Annotated in this window: 16 protein-coding genes and 5 tRNA genes; 2 read left to right on the top strand and 19 right to left on the bottom strand. The window is 63.9% G+C overall.

Annotation, left to right across the window (positions count from 1 at the left end):
• Positions 1-83 precede the first annotated feature (83 nt).
• The 18 genes from fusA to H587_RS0104855 form a co-directional block, all read right to left on the bottom strand.
• Positions 84-2,111, bottom strand: coding sequence for an elongation factor G (fusA, locus tag H587_RS0104940; protein ID WP_245560824.1), 2,028 nt, complete (start codon positions 2,109-2,111; stop codon positions 84-86).
• 60 nt (positions 2,112-2,171) lie between these two features.
• On the bottom strand, positions 2,172-2,642 hold the full coding sequence (rpsG, locus tag H587_RS0104935) for a 30S ribosomal protein S7 (RefSeq protein ID WP_027175322.1): 471 nt from the start codon (positions 2,640-2,642) through the stop codon (positions 2,172-2,174).
• Between the two features lie 92 nt (positions 2,643-2,734).
• Positions 2,735-3,106, bottom strand: coding sequence for a 30S ribosomal protein S12 (gene rpsL, locus H587_RS0104930; RefSeq protein WP_027175321.1), 372 nt, complete (start codon positions 3,104-3,106; stop codon positions 2,735-2,737).
• Between the two features lie 187 nt (positions 3,107-3,293).
• Positions 3,294-7,454, bottom strand: a complete 4,161-nt coding sequence (gene rpoC / locus H587_RS0104925) for a DNA-directed RNA polymerase subunit beta' (RefSeq protein ID WP_027175320.1) — start codon at positions 7,452-7,454, stop codon at positions 3,294-3,296.
• A 77-nt stretch (positions 7,455-7,531) separates the two neighbouring features.
• Positions 7,532-11,641, bottom strand: a complete 4,110-nt coding sequence (gene rpoB, locus H587_RS0104920) for a DNA-directed RNA polymerase subunit beta (RefSeq protein ID WP_027175319.1) — start codon at positions 11,639-11,641, stop codon at positions 7,532-7,534.
• Between the two features lie 328 nt (positions 11,642-11,969).
• Positions 11,970-12,353, bottom strand: coding sequence for a 50S ribosomal protein L7/L12 (gene rplL / locus H587_RS0104915; RefSeq protein WP_027175318.1), 384 nt, complete (start codon positions 12,351-12,353; stop codon positions 11,970-11,972).
• Positions 12,354-12,398: 45 nt separating this feature from the next.
• Positions 12,399-12,923 (bottom strand): 50S ribosomal protein L10, encoded by a 525-nt coding sequence (rplJ, locus tag H587_RS0104910; protein ID WP_027175317.1) that lies wholly within the window; start codon positions 12,921-12,923, stop codon positions 12,399-12,401.
• Positions 12,924-13,088: 165 nt separating this feature from the next.
• Entirely contained in the window at positions 13,089-13,796 is a 708-nt protein-coding gene (gene rplA, locus H587_RS0104905; protein ID WP_027175316.1) for a 50S ribosomal protein L1, read from the bottom strand.
• 13 nt (positions 13,797-13,809) lie between these two features.
• Positions 13,810-14,235, bottom strand: a complete 426-nt coding sequence (gene rplK, locus H587_RS0104900) for a 50S ribosomal protein L11 (RefSeq protein WP_027175315.1) — start codon at positions 14,233-14,235, stop codon at positions 13,810-13,812.
• A 41-nt stretch (positions 14,236-14,276) separates the two neighbouring features.
• Complete coding sequence (nusG, locus tag H587_RS0104895) at positions 14,277-14,840, bottom strand: transcription termination/antitermination protein NusG (RefSeq protein WP_051202447.1); 564 nt, start codon at positions 14,838-14,840, stop codon at positions 14,277-14,279.
• A 21-nt stretch (positions 14,841-14,861) separates the two neighbouring features.
• Positions 14,862-15,110 carry a preprotein translocase subunit SecE gene (secE, locus tag H587_RS0104890; protein ID WP_027175313.1) on the bottom strand — a complete coding sequence of 83 codons (249 nt, stop codon included), beginning with the start codon at positions 15,108-15,110 and terminating at the stop codon, positions 14,862-14,864.
• 28 nt (positions 15,111-15,138) lie between these two features.
• Positions 15,139-15,215, bottom strand: a tRNA-Trp gene (locus H587_RS0104885).
• A gap of 12 nt (positions 15,216-15,227) precedes the next feature.
• Entirely contained in the window at positions 15,228-15,377 is a 150-nt protein-coding gene (gene rpmG, locus H587_RS0104880; RefSeq protein WP_027175312.1) for a 50S ribosomal protein L33, read from the bottom strand.
• 3 nt (positions 15,378-15,380) lie between these two features.
• A complete protein-coding gene (gene tuf / locus H587_RS0104875) occupies positions 15,381-16,574 on the bottom strand; it encodes an elongation factor Tu (RefSeq protein WP_027175311.1) in 1,194 nt (397 codons plus the stop codon).
• 58 nt (positions 16,575-16,632) lie between these two features.
• A tRNA-Thr gene (locus H587_RS0104870) sits at positions 16,633-16,708 on the bottom strand.
• A 34-nt stretch (positions 16,709-16,742) separates the two neighbouring features.
• Positions 16,743-16,819: transfer RNA gene (locus H587_RS0104865), tRNA-Gly, on the bottom strand.
• 71 nt (positions 16,820-16,890) lie between these two features.
• Positions 16,891-16,976: transfer RNA gene (locus H587_RS0104860), tRNA-Tyr, on the bottom strand.
• Positions 16,977-16,978: 2 nt separating this feature from the next.
• Positions 16,979-17,054, bottom strand: a tRNA-Thr gene (locus H587_RS0104855).
• A 189-nt stretch (positions 17,055-17,243) separates the two neighbouring features.
• On the opposite strand from H587_RS0104855, the gene H587_RS17315 reads away from it, so the two are divergent.
• On the top strand, positions 17,244-18,287 hold the full coding sequence (locus H587_RS17315) for a tRNA dihydrouridine synthase (protein ID WP_245560822.1): 1,044 nt from the start codon (positions 17,244-17,246) through the stop codon (positions 18,285-18,287).
• 52 nt (positions 18,288-18,339) lie between these two features.
• Positions 18,340-19,290 carry a chemotaxis protein gene (locus H587_RS0104845; protein ID WP_156904452.1) on the top strand — a complete coding sequence of 317 codons (951 nt, stop codon included), beginning with the start codon at positions 18,340-18,342 and terminating at the stop codon, positions 19,288-19,290.
• A gap of 50 nt (positions 19,291-19,340) precedes the next feature.
• On the opposite strand, the gene H587_RS20510 is transcribed toward H587_RS0104845, so the two are convergent.
• Positions 19,341-20,699 (bottom strand): FAD-dependent oxidoreductase, encoded by a 1,359-nt coding sequence (locus H587_RS20510; RefSeq protein ID WP_156904450.1) that lies wholly within the window; start codon positions 20,697-20,699, stop codon positions 19,341-19,343.
• Positions 20,700-20,710: the final 11 nt, after the last annotated feature.

Here is a 20,710-nt window from a genome sequence, read left to right as displayed (position 1 = left end):
CGGAGTGCCCTCGCCCTGAGCGAAAAGCGGCTCATGGGCTTAATCTTACTCTCCCAACTCTGTCAAGGAAAACCTTTTCAGAGTCACTTCTTCTTGATGACCTCTTCGGCGATGCTCGCGGGCACCTGCTCGTAGTGGTCGAACTGCATGGTGAAGGTGGCCCGGCCCTGGGTCTTGGACCGCAGGTCCGTGGCGTAGCCGAACATGGTCGACAACGGTACGTTGACGCTGACGACCTGGGCGTTGGCCCGGGCTTCCAGGTTGTTCACGCGACCGCGGCGGCCGTTCAGGTCACCCATGACGTCACCAAGGTATTCCTCGGGCGTCACGACCTCCACCGCCATGATCGGTTCCAGGAGCACCGGGGACGCCTTCTGACAGGCCTCCTTGATGGCCATGGAGCCGCAGACGTAGAAGGCCTGCTCGCTGGAGTCAACATCGTGGAAGGAGCCGAAGACCAGCTTGACCCGCACGTCGACCAGGGGGAAACCGGCGAATACGCCGTTCTTCAGGGCATCCTGGATGCCGCGGTCGACCGGGGGAATGTATTCCTTGGGAATGATGCCGCCCTTGATCTCATCCACGAACTCGTAACCGCCGTCGCTCTTGGGCTCCACTTCCAGCACCACGTGGGCGTACTGGCCGCGGCCGCCGGTCTGCTTGACGTGCCGCACATCCACCTTCACCGGCTTGGTGATGGTTTCGCGGTAGGCCACGCGGGGCGCACCCACATTGGCGTTCACGTTGAACTCGCGCAGCAGGCGGTCGACGATGATCTCAAGGTGCAGCTCACCCATTCCGGCGATGAGCGTCTGTCCGGTCTCCTCGTCGCCTTTGACCCGGAAGGAGGGATCCTCCTTGGTCAGCTTGGCCAGACTCTGGGAGAGCAGATCGCGGTCGGCCTTGGTCTTGGGCTCGATGGCCACTTCGATGACCGGCTCGGGGATATCCAGGGACTCCAGCATGACCGGCAGCTTCAGGTCGGCCAGGGTGTCGCCGGTGGAGACGGTCTTCAGGCCCACGGCGGCGACGATGTCGCCCGCGTAGGCCTCCTTGATTTCCTCACGCTTGTTGGCGTGCATCTTCAGCAGGCGGCCGATGCGCTCCTTCTTGCCGGAGCCCGAGTTGACCACGGTGGCGCCTGATTCGATGCGGCCGGAATAAAGGCGCAGGAAGGTCAGGTGGCCGACGAAGGGGTCGGTCATGAGCTTGAAGGCCAGGGCCGCCAGAGGCTTGTCGTCCTCGCAGGGACACTGGATCTCCGCACCGGTGTCGGCATGGGTGCCGGTCATGACCTCCACGTCCAGGGGGGACGGCAGATAGTCCACCACGGCATCCAGCAGGGGCTGGACCCCCTTGTTGCGGAAGGCCGTGCCGCAGACCACCGGGCAGATCTTCAGGCCGACGGTGGCCTTGCGCACACCGAGCTTGATGTCTTCAGGCGTGAGTTCCTCGCCGCCCAGGTACTTCTCCAGCAGGGCCTCGTCCTCCTCGGCCACCGCGTCGATCAGCTCCTGGCGGTATTTGTCGTACTGGGCCTTCATGTCCGCCGGCACGTCCGTGACGGTGAACTCCATGCCCAGGCTCTCCGGCTTGTCGTAGATGATGGTCTTCCCTGAGAGCAGGTCCACCACGCCGACGAAGTTGTCCTCACTGCCGATCGGCAGTTGCAGGGCCACGGGCTTGGCGCCCAGCCGATCCTTGATCATGTCCAGGCAGCGATAGAAATCCGCGCCCACGCGGTCCATCTTGTTCACGAAGGCCATGCGCGGCACACGGTAGCGATCGGCCTGACGCCAGACCGTCTCGGACTGCGGCTGCACGCCGGAAACGGCGTCGAACACGGCCACCGCGCCGTCCAGGACACGCAGGGAGCGCTCCACCTCCATGGTGAAGTCGACGTGGCCGGGGGTGTCGATGATGTTGATGCGGTAGTCTTTCCAGAAGCACGTGGTGGCGGCGGAAGTGATGGTGATGCCGCGTTCCTGCTCCTGAACCATCCAGTCCATGGTGGCCGCGCCGTCATGGACCTCGCCGATCTTGTGCGACACCCCGGTGTAGAACAGGATGCGCTCGGTCGTGGTGGTCTTGCCGGCATCAATGTGCGCCATGATGCCGATGTTGCGTTGCTTGTCGCGTTGAACCTGTCTGGGCACGGTGAACCTCGAATACTACCAGCGGTAGTGGGCGAAGGCTTTGTTGGCCTCGGCCATCTTGTGGACGTCTTCGCGCTTTTTCACGGCGCCGCCACGGTTGTTGAAGGCGTCGATCAGTTCACCGGAAAGACGGGCGACCATGCCCTTCTCGCCGCGCCCCCGGGAGTAGTTGATGAGCCAACGGATGGCCAGGGCGATCTGACGGTCGGGACGGACTTCGACGGGCACCTGATAGGTGGCGCCGCCCACACGGCGGGACTTGACCTCAACGTACGGCTTCACGTTGTCCACGGCCTTCTCGAAAGCCTTGAGGGCGTCCTCGTTGGCCTTTTCGCCGAGGTTGTCCAGAGCCTGGTAGAAAATGCGCTCCGCCGTGCTCTTCTTGCCCTGGAGCATGAGGCGGTTGATGAACTTGGCGGCGAGACGACTGCCGTAGACAGGATCAGGAAGGACGTGGCGCTTGGCCACGGAACCCTTACGGGGCATTACAGTGCTCCTTGAATATTGGCCGGGGGGACATTATTTCGGGGCCCCTCCCCTACTTTGTCGTCGCTCCCCGGGCGTGAAAAAACAAAAAGCTACTTCGGGCGCTTCGCGCCGTACTTGGAACGGCCCTGGCGGCGATCCGCCACCCCGGCCGTGTCCAGCGTGCCGCGCACGATGTGGTAACGCACACCGGGCAAGTCCTTGACGCGGCCACCGCGAATGAGGACCACGGAGTGCTCCTGAAGGTTGTGGCCTTCACCCGGAATATAGGCCGTGACCTCGATACCGTTGGTCAGGCGCACACGGGCGACCTTGCGCAAGGCCGAGTTCGGCTTTTTGGGCGTGGTCGTGTACACGCGGGTGCACACGCCGCGGCGCTGAGGACACTCAAGCAGCGCAGGCGTCTTCTTGCGCTTGAGAACCTGCTTGCGCTCCTTGCGAATCAACTGATTGATGGTGGGCATGCATCCTCCACAAAATGATAAAGTAACCTGCAAAGAGGCGGGAATGTAGCTCCATCCCCCCCCCTTGTCAAGGGCTTGTTCCCGTCTTGCCTCGGGGCCCGCTCGCGGAGCCGGGGACCACCCCCGCCCGCGCTGAAAAACCGCGAAACGGAGGAGCGGGTTGAAGCCCGCCCCTCCGGCGTATCCGCTATTGCTCCTGGTCCACGAGCAGGGGATTGTCCTCCAGCTCCTCCAGGAACTTGTCCGGCCGCTCAGGCTGCTCGGGCACGGCGATCTCGGCGTCCACATAAGGACGGTAGCCGGTGCCCGCCGGGATGAGCCGGCCGACGATGACGTTCTCCTTGAGGCCTCGCAGGGAGTCGGCCTTGCCCTGCAGGGACGCCTCGGTCAGAACCTTGGTGGTCTCCTGGAAGGAGGCCGCGGAGATGAACGAGTCCGTGGACAGGGAGGCCTGGGTGATGCCGAGAACCAGGGTTTCGGCCGTGGCCGGTTTGACGCCCTTGGCCATGGCGGCCATGTTCTCCTCCATGAAGCGCTGCTTGTCGACCTGCTCGCCCACGAGGAAGCCCGTGTCGCCCGGGTCGAGGATGCTCACCTTCTTGAGCATCTGGCGCACGATGACCTCGATGTGCTTGTCGTTGATGTTCACGCCCTGGAAGCGGTAGACGTCCTGGATCTCCTCCACGAGGTAGCGGGCCAGGGCCTTCTCGCCCTTGATCTTGAGGATGTCGTGCAGGTCCGGGTAGCCTTCGGTGAGTTGATCTCCAGCGTTCACGAAGTCCCCTTCCTGGGCCGTGATGTGCTTGCCCTTGGGAATGAGGTATTCCTTGGGCTCGCCGGTCTCCGGAGTGACCACGATCTTGCGCTTGCCCTTGGTTTCCGGGCCGAAGGCCACGGTGCCGTCGATCTCCGAGACCACGGCCAGCTCCTTGGGCTTGCGCACCTCGAAGAGCTCGGCGACGCGCGGCAGACCGCCGACGATGTCCTTCGTCTTGGAGGATTCACGGGGTTTGCGGGCGATGATGTCGCCGGCGCTGATCGTGTCTCCGTCCTTGACCATGAGGATGGCGCCCACGGGCATGGGAAACACGGCCGTGCTGGCGCTGCCGGGCCGGGTCACGGGCTTGCCCTTCTCGTCCACGATGGACAGCGAGGGGCGGTAGCTCGTGGTGCGGTACTCCATGATGGTGTACGTGGCCCGCTGGGTCACCTCGTCCACGCGTTCCTGGAAGGTCTTGCCTTCGATGATGTCCGTGAAGCGCACGGTGCCCGTCACGTCCGAGACGAACGGCTCGTTGAAGGGGTCCCATTCGGCGATGGGCGTACTCTTCTTCACCGCCTGGCCCTCGCTGACCAGCAGGCGCGCGCCCGAAGGCAGGACGTACTTCTCACGCTCCCTGCCCTGCTCGTCCACCACGGCCACCTGGCAGCTCTTGCCGAGCACCAGTTGATGACCTTCGGTGTTGGTGACGGTGCGCATGCGCGAGAAGGTGATCCGGCCCTGATGCTGCGTCTCGATGCTCGACTGCTCGATGACGCGGCTGGCCGTACCACCGATGTGGAACGTGCGCATGGTCAGCTGGGTGCCGGGCTCGCCGATGGACTGGGCGGCGATGATGCCGACCGTCTCGCCCACGTTGACCAGGTGCCCGCGGGCCAGATCACGGCCGTAACACATGGCGCAGACGCCGTGGTTGCTCTTGCAGGTCAGACCGGAGCGGATGACGACCGTGTTCACGCCCGCCTCATCCAGCTTGACCGCGTAGTTCTCGTCGATGAGGGTGTTGCCGGGGATGAGGATCTCGCCCGTCTCCTCGTCATAGACGTCGAACATGGTGATCCGGCCCAGGACGCGCTCGGCCAGGCGCTGCTTGATCTCGCCGCCCTTGATGTAGTGGCCGATCTCCAGGCCGTCCACGGTGCCGCAGTCGATCTCCGAGACGGTCACGTCCTGGACCACGTCCACCAGACGGCGGGTCAGGTAACCGGAGTTGGCCGTCTTGAGCGCGGTGTCGGCCAAGCCCTTGCGCGCGCCGTGCGTGGAGATGAAGTACTGGAGAACCGAAAGGCCCTCGCGGAAGGAAGCCGTGATGGGCGTCTCGATGATCTCGCCGGAAGGCTTGGCCATGAGGCCGCGCATGCCGGCCAGCTGGCGCATCTGATCCTGATTGCCTCGGGCGCCGGAGGTGGCCATCATGTAGATCGGGTTGAAGCTGGCGTTGACCTCTTCCTTGCCCGTCCGGGAGTCGCGGACCACGTCCGTGGACATCTCCTTCATCATCTCGGTGGAGACGTCGTTGGTGACCTTGGTCCAGACGTCCACGACCTTGTTGTACTTCTCCGTGCGGGTGATGATGCCGTCGCGGTACTGGGCCTCGATGTCCGTGACCTCGCGGTTGGCGGCGTCCAGCAGCGGAGCCTTGCGGTCCGGGATCTTGAGATCCTTGACGCCGATGGAGACGCCCGCCCGGGTGGCGTACTCGTAGCCCAGGGACTTGAGGCGGTCGCAGAGAATGACCGTGGCCTTGGTGCCCGCGCTGCGGTAGGCGTCGGAAACCAAGCGGCCGATGTTCTTCTTGTTCAGGACCGTGTTCACGGTCTCGAAGGGCATCTGCTCGGGCAGGATCTCCCCGGCGATGACGCGGCCGGTGGTGGTTTCCAGGAGCTTGCCCTCGATGCGGCACTTGATCCGCGCGTGCAGGCCCAGGATGCCAGCGTTGTGCGCGGCGATGACCTCCCAGGGCGCGGTGAAGACCATGCCCTCGCCCCGCTCGAAGCTGCGGGCCGTGGTCAGGTAGTAGAGACCGAGCACGATGTCCTGGCTCGGGTTGATGATCGGCTGGCCGTTGGCCGGCGAGAGGATGTTGTTGGAGCTCATCATGAGCACCCGGCACTCGATCTGGGCCTCGACCGAGAGCGGCACATGCACGGCCATCTGGTCGCCGTCGAAGTCGGCGTTGTAGGCCGAGCAGACGAGCGGATGCAGCTGGATGGCCTTGCCCTCGACGAGCAGCGGCTCGAAGGACTGGATGCCCAGGCGGTGCAGGGTCGGGGCGCGGTTGAGCATGATCGGGTACTCGCGGACCACGTCCTCAAGGATGTCCCAGACCACCAGATCCTCGCGCTCGACCATCTTCTTGGCGCTCTTGATGGTCGTGGCGATCTCGCGGCGCTCCAGCTCGGCGTAGATGAACGGCTTGAACAGCTCCAGGGCCATCTTCTTGGGCAGGCCGCACTGGTGCAGCTTGAGGCTCGGGCCGACCACGATGACCGAACGGCCGGAGTAGTCCACACGCTTGCCCAGGAGGTTCTGACGGAAACGGCCCTGTTTGCCCTTGATCATGTCCGAGAGGGACTTCAGCGGGCGGCCGTTGGTGCCGGTGATGGCCCGGCCGCGGCGGCCGTTGTCGAACAGGGCGTCCACGGCCTCCTGGAGCATCCGCTTCTCGTTGCGGATGATGATCTCCGGCGCGCCCAGCTCGATGAGCCGTTTGAGGCGATTGTTGCGGTTGATCACGCGGCGGTAGAGGTCATTCAGATCCGAGGTGGCGAAACGGCCGCCATCCAGGGGGACCAGGGGGCGCAGCTCGGGCGGAATGACCGGGATGACCTCCATGATCATCCACTCCGGCCGGTTGCCGGATTCCAGGAAGGCCTCCACGATCTTCAGCCGCTTGGTGAGTTTCTTCTTCTTGGTCTGGGAGCGCGTGCTCTGGGACTCGTCGCGCAGTTCGACGCGCAGGGCCTCCAGGTCGATGGCTTCCAGGAGCTTGCGGATGCTCTCCGCGCCCATGCCCACCGTGATGGCGTCCTCGCCGTAGTGGTCGATGACCTGGAGGTACTGGTCCTCGGAGATCACCTGCAGCCGCTTGAGCGGCGTGTCACCCGGTTCGAGAACGATATAGGAGTCGAAGTAAAGCACCTTCTCCAGATCGGCCATGGTGATGTCGAGCAATGTGCCGATCTTGGAGGGCAGGGTTTTCAGGAACCAGATGTGGGCCACCGGCGCGGCCAACTCGATGTGGCCCATGCGCTCGCGGCGCACCTTGGAGGCGATGACCTCGACGCCGCATTTCTCGCAGACGATGCCCCGGTGCTTCATGCGCTTGTACTTGCCGCAGTTGCACTCGTAGTCCTTCACCGGGCCGAAGATCTTGGCGCAGAACAGGCCGTCCCGCTCCGGCTTGAAGGTGCGGTAGTTGATGGTCTCCGGCTTCTTGACTTCGCCGAAGCTCCACTCCCGGATCTTCTCCGGAGAGGCGATGGAGATCTGGATGGCTTTCAAGTTACGGCCCACCAGCGTGGTAGCCGGCGATCCCCGCATACTGAACAGATCGTCCAAGGTCATGGAATTCCCTCGTCTGTAATATGTTGCTCAAAGCACCCGGCCCCGGAGGGCCGGGTTCCGCCCGCCCGTTGCGCGTCCTAGAAGGACGGGCGCGGCGAAGGCTGAAGCTTCTTCTTCTCGTCCTGGACCAGATTCACGTCCAGGCCCAAGGACATGAGCTCCTTGACCAGAACGTTGAAGGATTCGGGCAGACCGGCTTCCAGGAAGTTGTCGCCCTTGACGATCTTTTCATACATCTTCACACGTCCGGCCACGTCATCGGACTTGACCGTGAGGAACTCCTGCAGCAGATGCGCGGCGCCGTAAGCCTCCAGGGCCCAGACTTCCATTTCGCCCAGACGCTGGCCGCCGAACTGGGCCTTGCCGCCCAGGGGCTGCTGCGTGACCAGGGAGTAAGGACCGGTGCTCCTGGCGTGGATCTTCTCGTCGACCAGGTGGTGGAGCTTCAGCATGTACATGACGCCCACCGTGACCCGGTTGTGGAAGGGCTCGCCGGTGCGGCCGTCGTAGAGCACGACCTTGCCGTCGTCGGGCAGGCCGGCCTTGGTCAGCCAGCCCCAGATCTCATCCTCGGAGGCGCCGTCGAACACCGGGGTCTTGGTGACCACGCCGTTCTTCAGGCTGCGCACGGACTGGGCGAACTCCTCGTCGTTCATGGAGTCCACCAGGGCGCTGATCTCGGGGGAGTCGAACACGTCCTTCACGTCCTGACGGATCTTCGTATAGACCTCGCCGTCCTCGAGCATCTGGCTCAGCTGGCGGCCCAGTTCCAGACCGGCCCAGCCCAGGTGCGTCTCCATGATCTGGCCGATGTTCATGCGCGAAGGCACGCCCAGGGGGTTGAGCACGATGTCCACGGGCTTGCCGTTGGCGAAGAAGGGCATGTCCTCCTCGGGCAGGATGCAGGACACGACGCCCTTGTTGCCGTGGCGTCCGGCCATCTTGTCGCCCACCGAGAGCTTGCGCTTCACGGCCACGTAGACCTTGACCATCTTGATCACGCCGGGGGGCAGGTCGTCGCCCTCGGTGACCTTCTCACGCTTCACGTCGTAGACGGTCTTGATGTATTTCACCTGGCGGTCGTAGTCGGCCAGGATGTTCCGCACGGCCTCGTTGGCGTCCTTGTCCTTGAACAGGCCCGCCAGCTTCTTCAGCGGCACGTCGAAGAGCACCTCGCGGGTCATGGGCTTGCCGGCCGCCAGCAGAACCTCGCCCTTCTTCTTGCCGGGCAGGGCCTGGTCGACCTCCTTGCCTTCCACCGAGAGCCAGATCTTCTCCCGGCACTGGTCGGTGAGGGCCGCGATGTGCTTGAGCTCCTTCATGTCGAACTTGTCCAGCTCGTAGCGTTCGATCTCCTGGGTGCGCTCGTCCTTTTCGCCCGAGCGGCGGTTGAAGACCTTCACGTCCACGATGGTTCCCTCGATTCCCGGCGGAACCTTGAGGGAGGTGTTCTTCACGTCGCGCGCCTTGTCGCCGAAGATGGCGCGCAGAAGCTTCTCCTCGGGGGTGAGCTGCGTTTCGCCCTTGGGCGTGATCTTGCCGACCAGGATGTCGTCGGCCTTGACTCGCGCGCCCAGGCGGATGATGCCGCACTCGTCGAGGTTGCGAAGCATCTCCTCGGAGACGTTGGAGATGTCCCGGGTGATCTCCTCGGGGCCGAGCTTGGTGTCGCGGGCCACCACCTCGAATTCCTCGATGTGGATGGAGGTGAAGGTGTCCTCCTTCACCGTGCGCTCGGAGATGAGGATCGAGTCTTCGTAGTTGTAGCCGCACCAGGGCATGAAGGCCACCAGGAGGTTCTTGCCGAGCGCCAGCTCGCCGTCCCGGATGGCCGGGCCGTCGGCGAGCACGTCGCCCTTGCGCACCCGCTGTCCGAGTCCCACGCGGGGAACCTGGCCGAAGCAGGAGTTCTGGTTGGACTTGTGCCACTTGAGCAGCTCATAGTGCACGGCGCCGCCGCTGTTCTGGGCCACGTTGCCGTCGTAGTTCACGATGATCCGCTCGGAGTCGGCGTAATGGATCACGCCGTCGCCGGCGGCCAGAAGACAGGCGCCGGAATCGCGCGCCACGTCGGCCTCCACGCCGGTGCCCACCAGGGGCTGCTCGGCGCGCAGCAGGGGCACGGCCTGGCGCTGCATGTTCGAGCCCATGAGGGCGCGGTTGGCGTCGTCATGTTCCAGGAACGGGATGAGGGCCGCGGACACCGAGACGATCTGGCTCGGGCTGATGTCCTGCAGCGTCACCTCGGTGCTCGGGACCATGGACACGTCGCCCTCGGTGCGGGCGGTGATGATGTCGTGGACGAAGCTGCCGTCGGGGTTCAGCTCCACGCTGGCCTGGGCGACCACCTCGTCGGCCTCGCGCGAGGCGTCCAGGTAGACCACCTCGTTGGTGACCTTGTTCTCCTTGACCACCCGGAACGGGGTTTCGATGAAGCCGAAGTCGTTGACCTTGGCGAAGGTGGTCAGGGAAACGATGAGGCCGATGTTCGGGCCTTCCGGCGTCTCGATGGGGCAGATGCGGCCGTAATGGCTGGCGTGCACGTCGCGCACTTCGAAGCCCGCGCGCTCACGGGTCAGGCCGCCGGGGCCCAGGGCCGAGAGACGACGCTTGTGAGTGACCTCGGAGAGCGGGTTGGTCTGGTCCATGAACTGCGAAAGCTGGGAGGTTCCGAAGAACTCCTTGAGCACCGCGGCCACGGGCTTGGGGTTGATCAGGTCGTGGGGCATGAGCGTGGCCACTTCCTGCAGGCTCATGCGCTCCTTGATGGCCCGCTCCATGCGCACCAGGCCGATGCGGTACTGATTCTCCACCAACTCGCCCACGGGCCGCACGCGGCGGTTGCCCAAGTGGTCGATGTCGTCGGCCGGGCCGTGGGAGTCCTTGAGCTTGGTGAGCATCTTGATGGCCTTGAGGATGTCCTCGTTGGTCAAGGTGCGCAGCTCGATGGACTGGTCCAGCCCCAGGCGGGAGTTCAGCTTGTAGCGGCCGACGCTGGAAAGGTCGTAGTAGTCGGCGCTGCGGAACAGATTTTCGAAGAAGCTGGCCGCGATCTCGGGAGTGGGCGGCGAACTGGGACGCAGACGCTTGTAGATCTCGATCTGGGCGCCCTCAAGGTCCGTGGTCTTGTCCAGGAGCAGGGTGTCGCGGATGGAGGAGGACACGTCCATGCCCTTGGTGTGGAGCACGGAGAACTCATGCACGCCGGCGGTGCGCAGCTTCTCGATGAGGTCGGCGGTCAGCTCGTCGGCGGCCGAGGCCAACACTTCGCCGGTCTTGGCGTCGGTCAGGTCGCGGGCCAGGAACAGCCCGAGCACGGAGGCGGGGTCCACCTCCAGGCGGGTGATGCCCTCGCGGACCATGCGGCGCCATGCGGCCTTGGTGATGGCCTGTCCCTTCTTCACCAGAACCTTGTCCGCGCCCTGCACGTCGGCGTAGGCGTCCTCCTTGCGGTACTGCTCCTCGCGCACGGTGCGGAAGAGCTTCTCGTCCTCGAAGGAGTAGTCCTCGGTCTCGTAGAAATAGTCCAGGATGTCGGACTTGGACATGCCCATGGCCTTGAGCAGGATCGTGGCGGGCATCTTCCGGCGCCGGTCGATGCGCACGTAGAGGATGTCCTTGTGGTCGAAATCGAAATCCAGCCAGGAGCCGCGCATGGGGATGATGCGGCAAGAGTAAAGAACCTTGCGGCTGGAGTGCGACTTGCCCGAGTCGTGCTCGAAGATGATGCCGGGCGAACGCTGGAGCTGGTTGACGATGACCCGCTCCGTGCCGTTGATGATGAAGGTGCCCTTCTCGGTCATGAGCGGCAGCGTGCCGAAATAGATCTCCTGCTCCTTGATGTCGCGGATGGTGCGGTTTCCCGACTCCTCATCCACGTCATAGACCACGAGCCGGACCTTGATGCGGATGGGAGCCTCGTACGTCAGGCCCTTGGAGATGCATTCGGGCATGTCGTACTTGGGCTCACCGATCTCGTAGCTCACGTACTCGAGGCTGGCCGTCTTGTTGAAATCCTCGATAGGGAACACGGAGCGGAAGACGCCCTCCAGACCGTAGTCGCCACGACTGGCCGGGGCCTCTTCCAACTGGAGAAACCGCTTGTAGGAGTCCGTCTGGAGCTCCAGCAGGTGGGGGGTGGTCAACGCATCCGCAATCTTGCCGAATCTTTTTCTGAGCTGACCCATTGTACCCTCATCGTTCTGAGAAGGTTATAGGTGTGTGGAAAACCTGGATTCGGGCCCTTGGGCCCTGGCCCTCGGCGGCCGGATCAAAGACTTCTGGCGCGGGCTTTACGCGTCGCGGTCGGGCTGCGCCCGTACCGGTTGCCGGTTCTCGCGGCCCGGGGGGCCCGCCGAAGCGGGCGTTCCGCCTGGCGGAGCCGCATCGCCAGGGGATTCGCGAAAACGCATCGCAAGACGTCAATGAGCGGAAAACGCAAAATGGCACAGAGGGCGCAATCCCACACCGGGGATTGCGCCCCATGTTCCTTTCGAACTTGACGGGCTGAAATTATTACTTAATTTCAACCTTAGCGCCGGCCTCCTCAAGCTGCTTCTTGGCCTCGTCGGCCTCGGCCTTGGAAACCGCTTCCTTGACCGGCTTCGGGGCCTCGTCGACCACGGCCTTGGCTTCCTTCAGGCCCAGGCCCGTGAGGGCGCGCACGACCTTGATGACGCCGATCTTGTTGTCGCCGGCGGCGGCCAGGATGACGTCGAACTCGGTCTTCTCCTCGGCGGCCTCGGCCGGAGCGGCGGCAGCCGGAGCGGCGGCGAAGGCGGCCACCGGGGCGGCGGCGGAAACGCCGAACTTCTCCTCGAGCTCCTTGATGAACTCGGAGAGCTCAAGCACAGTCATGTTGGCAATGAATTCAACAACCTGTTCTTTGGTCACGGACATGATCTCATCCTCCTGGGAAATTGATTCCGCTTACTCGCGGCGGTGTTAGGCAGCGGCTTCCTTCTTGTCCTTGATGGCGTTCAAGGCATAGAGGCAATTCCGCAGCAGGTTCGCGAACAGGCCCACGAAGTTGGTGGGAACGGCATTCATGGTGCCGAGGACCCGCGCCAACAGTTCGGGCTTGCTCGGAAGCTTGGCAAGCTCTTTTACGCCGTCCGCGTCAAGAAACTTTCCTTCAAGGCTGCCGAAACGCAGATCGAACATCTTGCTCGTCTTGGCGAATTCGGACAGGGCCTTGGCCATGGCCACAGGGTCTTCATACCCCAGGGCGATGGCGCAGTTTTCCTTGAAGTACTGCTCAAGGACAACATGGGACGTGTCCTTGAGAGCCAACCGGGCCAGGGTGTTCTTGACGACTTGGTAATCGACGCCGGCATCGCGGAGCTTCACGCGGAGGTTGGTGACCTCCTCCACGGTCATGCCCTTGAAGTCGGTGACGACGGCAATGCTTGCCCGACCAGCCTTCTCACGAAGGGACTCAATGATCTGGGCTTTTTCTTGCCTGTTCATCAACACTCCTCGTCGTTGGGCCCGGAAAGCAGGTCAAAGCGTGTCTCGGCAGGAAATTAAGGGGCGAACCCACCTGCTGTCTTCGACTCAACTTCCCGTGCGTATTCGAGCCTCCCTTCGCAGTGCCATGAACACCGTTCCGGGAGGCCGTTTGCCATGTTTTTACTAGCTCTCCAGGAACTTACGGATGCTCAGGGGATCCACCTTCACGCCGGGGCCCATGGTCGTGGCCACGGCCATCCCCTGCATGTAGGTGCCCTTCGCGCTGGAGGGCTTGAGGCGGTTGACGGTGTCGAGCAGGGCCTTCAGGTTCTCCAAGAGCTTCTCGGGACCGAAGGACACCTTGCCGATGGGGGCGTGCAGCACGCCCGCCTTGTCCACCTTGAATTCCACCTTGCCAGCCTTGAGTTCGCGAACGGCCTTGCCGATCTCGAAGGTCACAGTGCCGGTCTTGGCGTTGGGCATGAGTCCGCGGGGGCCGAGCACCCGGCCCACCTGACCCACCAGGGCCATCATGTCCGGGGTGGCCACGGCCTTGTCGAACTCCAGCCAGCCGCCCTTGATCTTCTCCAGAAGATCCTCGGCGCCGGCCACGTCGGCTCCGGCCTCCTTGGCCTCGGCTTCCTTATCGCCCTTGCAGAAGGCGGCCACGCGCACCGTCTTGCCCAAGCCGTTGGGCAGGCTCACGGCGCCGCGCACCATCTGATCGGAGTACTTGGGGTCGACTCCCAGGTTGATCGCCACGTCCACGGTCTCGTCGAACTTGGCGAAGGCTTTGCCGACGGCCATCTTGAGGGCTTCATCGACCTGATACTTCTGGGTCAGGTCCGGGCCCTCGACGGCCTTGCGATATTTCTTTCCATGCTGTGCCATGGCAACGTCCCCTCTAGGCTATCACTTCAATGCCCATGCTGCGGGCGGTTCCCATGACGCTGCGCTTGGCGGCCTCGACATCGTTGGCGGTGAGATCGGGAAGCTTGAGCTTGGCGATCTCCTCCACCTGAGCCATGGTCACCTTGCCGACCTTGTCCTTGTTCGGAGTCCCCGACCCCTTGTCCAGCTTGGCCGCCTTCAGGAGCAGCACCGAGGCCGGAGGGGTCTTGGTGATGAAGGTGAAGGAACGGTCGGCGTAGACGGTGATGATCACCGGAATGATCATCCCCTTCTGGTCCTGGGTCTTGGCATTGAAAGCCTTGCAGAACTCCATGATGTTCACGCCGTGCTGGCCCAGGGCCGGGCCGACCGGCGGCGACGGATTGGCGGCGCCAGCGGGGATCTGCAGTTTGATTTTGCCGGTAATCTTCTTGGCCATTGTATTGTACCTCGAACGGACTCGCCGAAAGCGGAGCCCGCCTATCCTTTCGTCACCTGAACGAAGTCAAGCTCCACCGGGGTCTGGCGACCGAAGATGGACACCGCCACGCGCAGCTTGCCCTTGTCGTAGTTGACGTCCTCTACGACGCCGTTGAACCCGCCGAAAGGCCCATCGATGACCCTGACCTCGTCCCCACGTTCGAAGTGGAACTTGGGCCGGGGCTGCTCCTGACGCGTCTCCATCATGGCCAGGATGGCCTCGGCCTCGCTGTCGCGCATGGGCGTGGGGCGGTTCTTGCCGCCCACGAAGCCGGTGACGCGGGGGATGGACTGAATCAGGTGCCAGGATTCGTCGCTCAGCACCATCTTGAGCATGACGTAGCCGGGGTAGAACTTGCGTGTGGAGGTCCGCTTCTCCCCCTTGACCATCTCCACGACCTTTTCGGTGGGCATGACCACTTCCTTGACTTGGCCGTGATCCTGCCCGGTCCGCATCATTTCGCGGATGGTCTGCTCGACGCGATGCTCGAAGCCGGAATACGTATGGACGATATACCAGCGAGCACGCTGCTCTGTCTGTGCACTGTCGACAATGTCGCTCATCGGATGCCTACACTCGGGTCACTAGGACAAAATCGCCTCTATGATCTTGGAGAATCCCAGGTCAACAATTCCCAGGAACAGCGACATCACGAGAACAAGGACCAGGACCGCGATGCAGGTGGTGACCGTCTCCTTGCGGGTAGGCCAAACCACCTTCTTGATCTCGACCTTGGACTCCTCGAAGAACGTCTTCAGTTCCCCGAGTTTGCCGACCAGGCCGGTGGCCTGGGGGGTCTGCTCGGCCGAATCTTTCGTCTTGTCTTTGGCCATTTCGCCTCATCCTGGTCGCAGAGTGGAATGGCAGGGCAGGAGGGATTCGAACCCCCAACATCCGGTTTTGGAGACCGGCGCTCTAGCCGTTAGAGCTACTGCCCTGCGTTATGGAACCTACTTGGACTCGCGGTGAAGAGTGTGCTTCTTGTCCCAAGGACAATACTTCATCACTTCCAGGCGGCCGGTAGTGTTCTTCTTGTTCTTCTCGGTCGCGTAATTGCGCCGCTTGCACTCGGTGCACTGCAGCTGGATGTTGACCCGCATGATTTACTCCAGGATGTCGGTGACGACGCCCGCGCCGACGGTGCGGCCGCCCTCGCGGATGGCGAAGCGCAGGCCCTTTTCCATGGCGATGGGGGCGATCAGCTCAACGGTGAAGGTGGCGTTGTCGCCCGGCATGACCATCTCGACGCCCTCTTCCAGGGTCACCACGCCGGTGATGTCCGTGGTGCGGAAGTAGAACTGGGGACGGTAGCCGGAGAAGAACGGGGTGTGACGGCCGCCCTCTTCCTTGGACAGGACGTAGACCTCGCCCTTGAACTTCTTGTGCGGGGTGATGCTGCCCGGCTTGGCCAGCACCTGACCGCGCTCCACGTCCTCGCGCTTCACGCCGCGAAGGAGCACGCCCACGTTGTCGCCCGCCTGACCCTGGTCCAGGATCTTGCGGAACATCTCCACGCCGGTGCAGGTGGACTTGACGGTGTCCTTGATGCCGATGATCGCGACTTCGTCGCCGACCTTGATGATGCCGCGCTCCACACGACCGGTCACGACGGTGCCGCGGCCGGAGATGGAGAACACGTCCTCGATGGGCATCAGGTAGGGCATGTCGATCTCGCGCTTGGGCTCCGGGATGTAGGAGTCGCAGGCGTCGAGCAGCTCGAAGATGGGCTTGGCGTCGGCGGAGTTGACGTCGTCGCTCTCCAGGGCCTTCAGGGCCGAACCCTTGATGATCGGAATCTCGTCGCCGGGGAAGCCGTACTTGGTGAGCAGCTCACGCACTTCCAGCTCGACCAGCTCCAGCAGTTCGGCGTCGTCGACCATGTCGCACTTGTTCAGGAACACGACCATGCTGGGCACGCCGACCTGACGGGCGAGCAGGATGTGCTCACGGGTCTGGGGCATGGGGCCGTCGGTGGCGGCCACGACCAGAATGGCGCCGTCCATCTGGGCCGCGCCGGTGATCATGTTCTTGATGTAGTCGGCGTGGCCGGGGCAGTCCACGTGGGCGTAGTGACGGGTGGCGGTCTCGTACTCCACGTGCGCCGTGGCGATCGTGATGCCGCGCTCCTTCTCTTCGGGAGCCTTGTCGATCTGATCGTAACCGACGAAGCTGCCCATGCCCTTCAGCGAGGCCATCTTGGTGACGGCGGCGGTGAGGGTGGTCTTGCCGTGGTCGATGTGACCGATGGTGCCGATGTTGACGTGCGGCTTGTTCCGCTCAAACTTGGCCTTTCCCATTGCTAACCCCCTAGACTAAAAAGTTCTCTTCGGTTTCCACGGGTGTTTATGATGTCTGTGGAGCCCACGATCGGATTTGAACCGATGACCTCTTCCTTACCAAGGAAGTGCTCTACCTCCTGAGCTACGTGGGCCTTGCACGCGCAGTGACGTGTGGAAGGGCGCGGCTGGAGCGGGAAACGGGACTCGAACCCGCAACCCTCAGCTTGGAAGGCTGATGCTCTAGCCAATTGAGCTATTCCCGCCTTGACGCTTCCGTAGTCCAGCGACGGGGACGATCCCCGCCTCCTACAGCGCGACTTTCCCAAAGATCGTATGGTGGTGGGGGGTGGATTTGAACCACCGAAGTCATACGACGACAGATTTACAGTCTGTTCCCTTTGGCCACTCGGGAACCCCACCACTGGAGCTGGCGATGGGACTTGAACCCGCAACCTACGGATTACAAATCCGTTGCTCTGCCAGTTGAGCTACGCCAGCCGCGCGAACGAAGGGATATACATCCTTGCCCTGGAAAAAGCAAGGATTTTCTGGCCCCTTTCTCGGCCGCACGCCCTGGAACATTCCAGGGAGGGGCACCGTTTACTCACCAGAAGCCGCTTCTGTCAAGAAGCTTTTCCCCTTTCCAGAAAAAAACCCCTCTTTTTCCCTTTGACGCGGAGGCCCTCGATGCGTATTGGCCCCTGCATGCAGACTCCGCCCATCACTCCCGACGCGCCCTGGCTGGCGCCCCTGGCCGGATACTCGGACCTCCCCTTCCGCATGCTCTGCCGCCGCCAGGGCGCGGCCGTGGCCTGCACCGAGATGGTCAGCGCCAAGGGCCTCCTCTACGGCGGCCCCGGCAGCGACCGCATCCTGGACACCCACCCCGAGGACGCCCCCCTGGTGATTCAGCTCTTCGGCTCCGAGCCCGCGACATTCGGGCCGGTCATGGACCGGCTGCTGGAACGTGGCTTCCGGTACTTCGACCTGAACTCCGGTTGCCCGGTGCGCAAGGTGCTCAAGTCCGGCAGCGGGGCGGCCCTGATGAAGACGCCGGAAACACTCCTGGCGATCGCCGAGGTCATGGTCCGGTCCGCCGCGCCCGGTTCGGTGGGCGTCAAGATCCGCCTCGGCTTCAACGTGGGCGAGGAAAATTTCCTGGACTTGGCGCGCCGGCTGGAAGACCTGGGCGTGGGCTGGCTCACCCTGCACCCGCGCTACGCTCGGCAGATGTTCATGGGCCGGGCCCACTGGGATCGCCTGGCCGCGCTGGTTCGGAGCGTGGATGTTCCGGTGGTGGCCAGTGGTGATCTGCTCTGCGCCGAGGACGCCGTCCGCTGCGTGGAGGAAACCGGCGTGGCTGGGCTCATGTTCGCCCGGGGCGCCCTGCACGACCCGAGCATCTTCGCCCGCTACCTGGCCCTGCGACGTGGCGCCACCCTGCCGCCCGCCGACGGTCCCTTCCTGGCCGCGGTGGTGCGCGAACACATCCGCCTGACCCGGGAATTCGACGGTTCCCCGCGCTCCTTCCGCAAAATCCGCTCCCTCATCCCCCGCTATGCCCGGGGGCTGCGCGACGTCCGCGCCCTGCGCACCCGACTGCTCACCTGCCTCACCTGGGAGGCGCTGGAGGAAACGGCCGAGGCCATCGCCATCCTGGAACCCGCCGATCCCCATCCTCATTACGCCCCCGAGGCTTTTCCATTGACGGACCCTTATGCCGAAGACTAATCTGTCCGATATGGGTTCAAAATAACATCACAACCGGAGATCGGGGGCCATGGTGAAGACGACCAACATCCTCCTGGAGTCTGGAACCAACGAGCTGGAAATCGTTGAGTTTTACATCGAGGAAGCCTCCAGGGCGAGCGACGGCGAATCCTACAAGGGATACTACGGCGTCAACGTCGCCAAGGTTCTGGAGATCATGCAGAAGCCCAAGATCACCGAAATGCCCGAGGTTTCCCATCCCTCGGTGCTCGGGGCCTTCAACCTGCGCTCGAAGGTCATTCCGTTGGTGGATCTGGCCATGTGGCTGGGCAAAAAGCGCGTAGAGAAGGAACCGCCCAAGGTCATCGTCACCGAATTCAACAAGGTCACCTCGGCCTTCCTCGTCTCCGGCGTGACCCGCATCCACCGCATCAGCTGGGAGGAAGTCGAGGCGCCCAACCGCTATGTGGCCGCCCTGTCCTCCAACTCCATCACCGGCGTGGTCAAGCTCGAAGGCCGCATCGTCTTCATCCTCGACCTGGAGAAGATCGTTGCCGAGTTGAACCCCAGCCTGGCCCTGCGTCTGGACGACAACGTGGACTGGGACACCGACGCGCACTATCGGGCCCTGGTGGCCGACGACTCGTCCATGGTCCGCGAAATGATGAAGGATCTGCTGACCAAGGCCAACTTCCAGGTGGAGTGCTGCAACAACGGCAAGGAGTGCTGGGACCGGCTCCAGGAGTTCAAGCAAAAATGCGAGGCCGAGAGCCGTCCGGTGACGGATTTCGTGCAGGTGGTGGTTTCGGACATCGAAATGCCCGCCATGGATGGCCACAACCTGACCAAGCGCATCAAGGAGGATCCGGCCCTGCGCCAGTTGCCGGTGATCCTCTTCTCCTCGCTCATCACCGACAAGCTGCGCCACAAGGGCGACGCCGTGGGCGCGGACGACCAGATTTCCAAGCCGGAGATCACCCAGCTGGCCAAACGCGCCGCCGCCCTGATCCAGGCCCAGGGCTGACCTTCTCTCACAAAGCGACAGGCGGTCCGGAATCACCGGATCGCCTTTTTTCATGCCCCGGGCAGGAGCGCGCGGGCCAGAATCAGAGCCGAACAGGCCGAGGGCGAGGTCCGGGCCATGCCCTCCAGTTCCCGGACGAATCCACGCAGGCCGGGCCGGGGGCCGAACAGGCAGTGCCGTTGCATGCCTCGGCGCAGCCGCTCCAGCAGCGCCGGAGACTCAGACGGCGGCAGCGGCGGAAGGAGGTTGAAGGCCGAGGTGGAGGGCCGACTCGCCCCGGACGCCAAACGAGCCGCAGCCACTCCGGCACGGAAACCGAAGACCTGGGTGGCCAGGACCATGCCGCCCCCCAGGCGGTTGGCCCCGTGCATGCCCGTGGCGCATTCGCCGCAGGCGAACAGTCCCGAAACGCCGGTCATGCCGTCGGCGTCCACCACGGCCCCGCCGTTGCCCGCGTGGGCGCAGAAGGCCAGGCCCATCTCCACACCCTCCGCCGTGGTCAGGCGAACCACCCCATCCTCTTCGGCGTGAGCCAGGAGCAGTTCGTCCAGAATCGCGTCGGGCAGGCCGTAACCGGCCGGACAGTGCCTGACCCGGGCCTCGGCCTGGGCCAATGCCGGATGCCCTGCCGTCAGGGTGAGCCCCCCTCGCGGGCCGTGGAGCTCGGTCCCGGGACGGAGAATCACCCCGGGCTGGACGAACCGCCCGGACCCGGCGTCGTTCCAAAAGAACTGCACGAACCCGGCATTGGCCAGACGCGCCCCGGCCCGTTCCAGGAGCCCGTAGGACAGGGCGTCGTTGCCCGGGCCGCACATGCTGCGTTCGAAAAGCGGAGCAGGCCCCCCGGCGGCCAAGATCACCGCCCGCGCGGACACGTCCACCTCGCCGCCGTCCCGGTCCATGAAACGGGCCCCGGCCGCGCGGCCGTCGGCCACCACCAGCTCCCGCGCCGTCAGCCCGCCCAGAAAACGCACCCCGGCGGCCTCGGCCGCGCCCCGGAACAGGGCATGCGCCCGGGCCAGGCCGTTGAAGATCACGGCCCGGGGGGTGGCGCTGAAACAGCCCGGCAAGAACTCGAGGGAGCCGTCCGGCGCGCGGCGGAAATCCAAACCCAGCCGCAGAAGGTCATCCAACCGCGCCCGGGCCTCCAGACGCGGCAGGCGCACCAGCGTCGGGTCCGCGAACCCCGGAGCGGCCAAACGCAGGACCTCGGCATCGAAGCCCGCGTCGTCCGGATCGGGGATCTGCATCCCCAGGCAGTCGTTGCGGTTGGCGAAGGACGAGCCCGAAGGACCGGCGGAGGGAGAGAGCACATGAACAGTCAAACGGGAGTCGGCGGCGCGGGCGGCCAAGGCCGCGCGCAGGCCAGCCAGGCCGGAGCCGATGACCAGGATGTCGGTCCGGAGCACGCCGAGGGCTC

This window comes from Desulfovibrio aminophilus DSM 12254, assembly GCF_000422565.1.
In the GTDB taxonomy this organism is placed as follows: domain Bacteria; phylum Desulfobacterota; class Desulfovibrionia; order Desulfovibrionales; family Desulfovibrionaceae; genus Aminidesulfovibrio; species Aminidesulfovibrio aminophilus.
This window is presented reverse-complemented; position numbering and strand designations above follow the sequence as displayed.

Bases quoted from the DNA above. Each gene is read 5' to 3' on its own strand.
- fusA (WP_245560824.1), bottom strand. From the start codon at position 2,111: ATGGCGCACATTGATGCCGGCAAGACCACCACGACCGAGCGCATCCTG.
- rpsG (WP_027175322.1), bottom strand. From the start codon at position 2,642: ATGCCCCGTAAGGGTTCCGTGGCCAAGCGCCACGTCCTTCCTGATCCT.
- rpsL (WP_027175321.1), bottom strand. From the start codon at position 3,106: ATGCCCACCATCAATCAGTTGATTCGCAAGGAGCGCAAGCAGGTTCTC.
- rpoC (WP_027175320.1), bottom strand. From the start codon at position 7,454: ATGACCTTGGACGATCTGTTCAGTATGCGGGGATCGCCGGCTACCACG.
- rpoB (WP_027175319.1), bottom strand. From the start codon at position 11,641: ATGGGTCAGCTCAGAAAAAGATTCGGCAAGATTGCGGATGCGTTGACC.
- rplL (WP_027175318.1), bottom strand. From the start codon at position 12,353: ATGTCCGTGACCAAAGAACAGGTTGTTGAATTCATTGCCAACATGACT.
- rplJ (WP_027175317.1), bottom strand. From the start codon at position 12,923: ATGAACAGGCAAGAAAAAGCCCAGATCATTGAGTCCCTTCGTGAGAAG.
- rplA (WP_027175316.1), bottom strand. From the start codon at position 13,796: ATGGCACAGCATGGAAAGAAATATCGCAAGGCCGTCGAGGGCCCGGAC.
- rplK (WP_027175315.1), bottom strand. From the start codon at position 14,235: ATGGCCAAGAAGATTACCGGCAAAATCAAACTGCAGATCCCCGCTGGC.
- nusG (WP_051202447.1), bottom strand. From the start codon at position 14,840: ATGAGCGACATTGTCGACAGTGCACAGACAGAGCAGCGTGCTCGCTGG.
- secE (WP_027175313.1), bottom strand. From the start codon at position 15,110: ATGGCCAAAGACAAGACGAAAGATTCGGCCGAGCAGACCCCCCAGGCC.
- rpmG (WP_027175312.1), bottom strand. From the start codon at position 15,377: ATGCGGGTCAACATCCAGCTGCAGTGCACCGAGTGCAAGCGGCGCAAT.
- tuf (WP_027175311.1), bottom strand. From the start codon at position 16,574: ATGGGAAAGGCCAAGTTTGAGCGGAACAAGCCGCACGTCAACATCGGC.
- H587_RS17315 (WP_245560822.1), top strand. From the start codon at position 17,244: ATGCGTATTGGCCCCTGCATGCAGACTCCGCCCATCACTCCCGACGCG.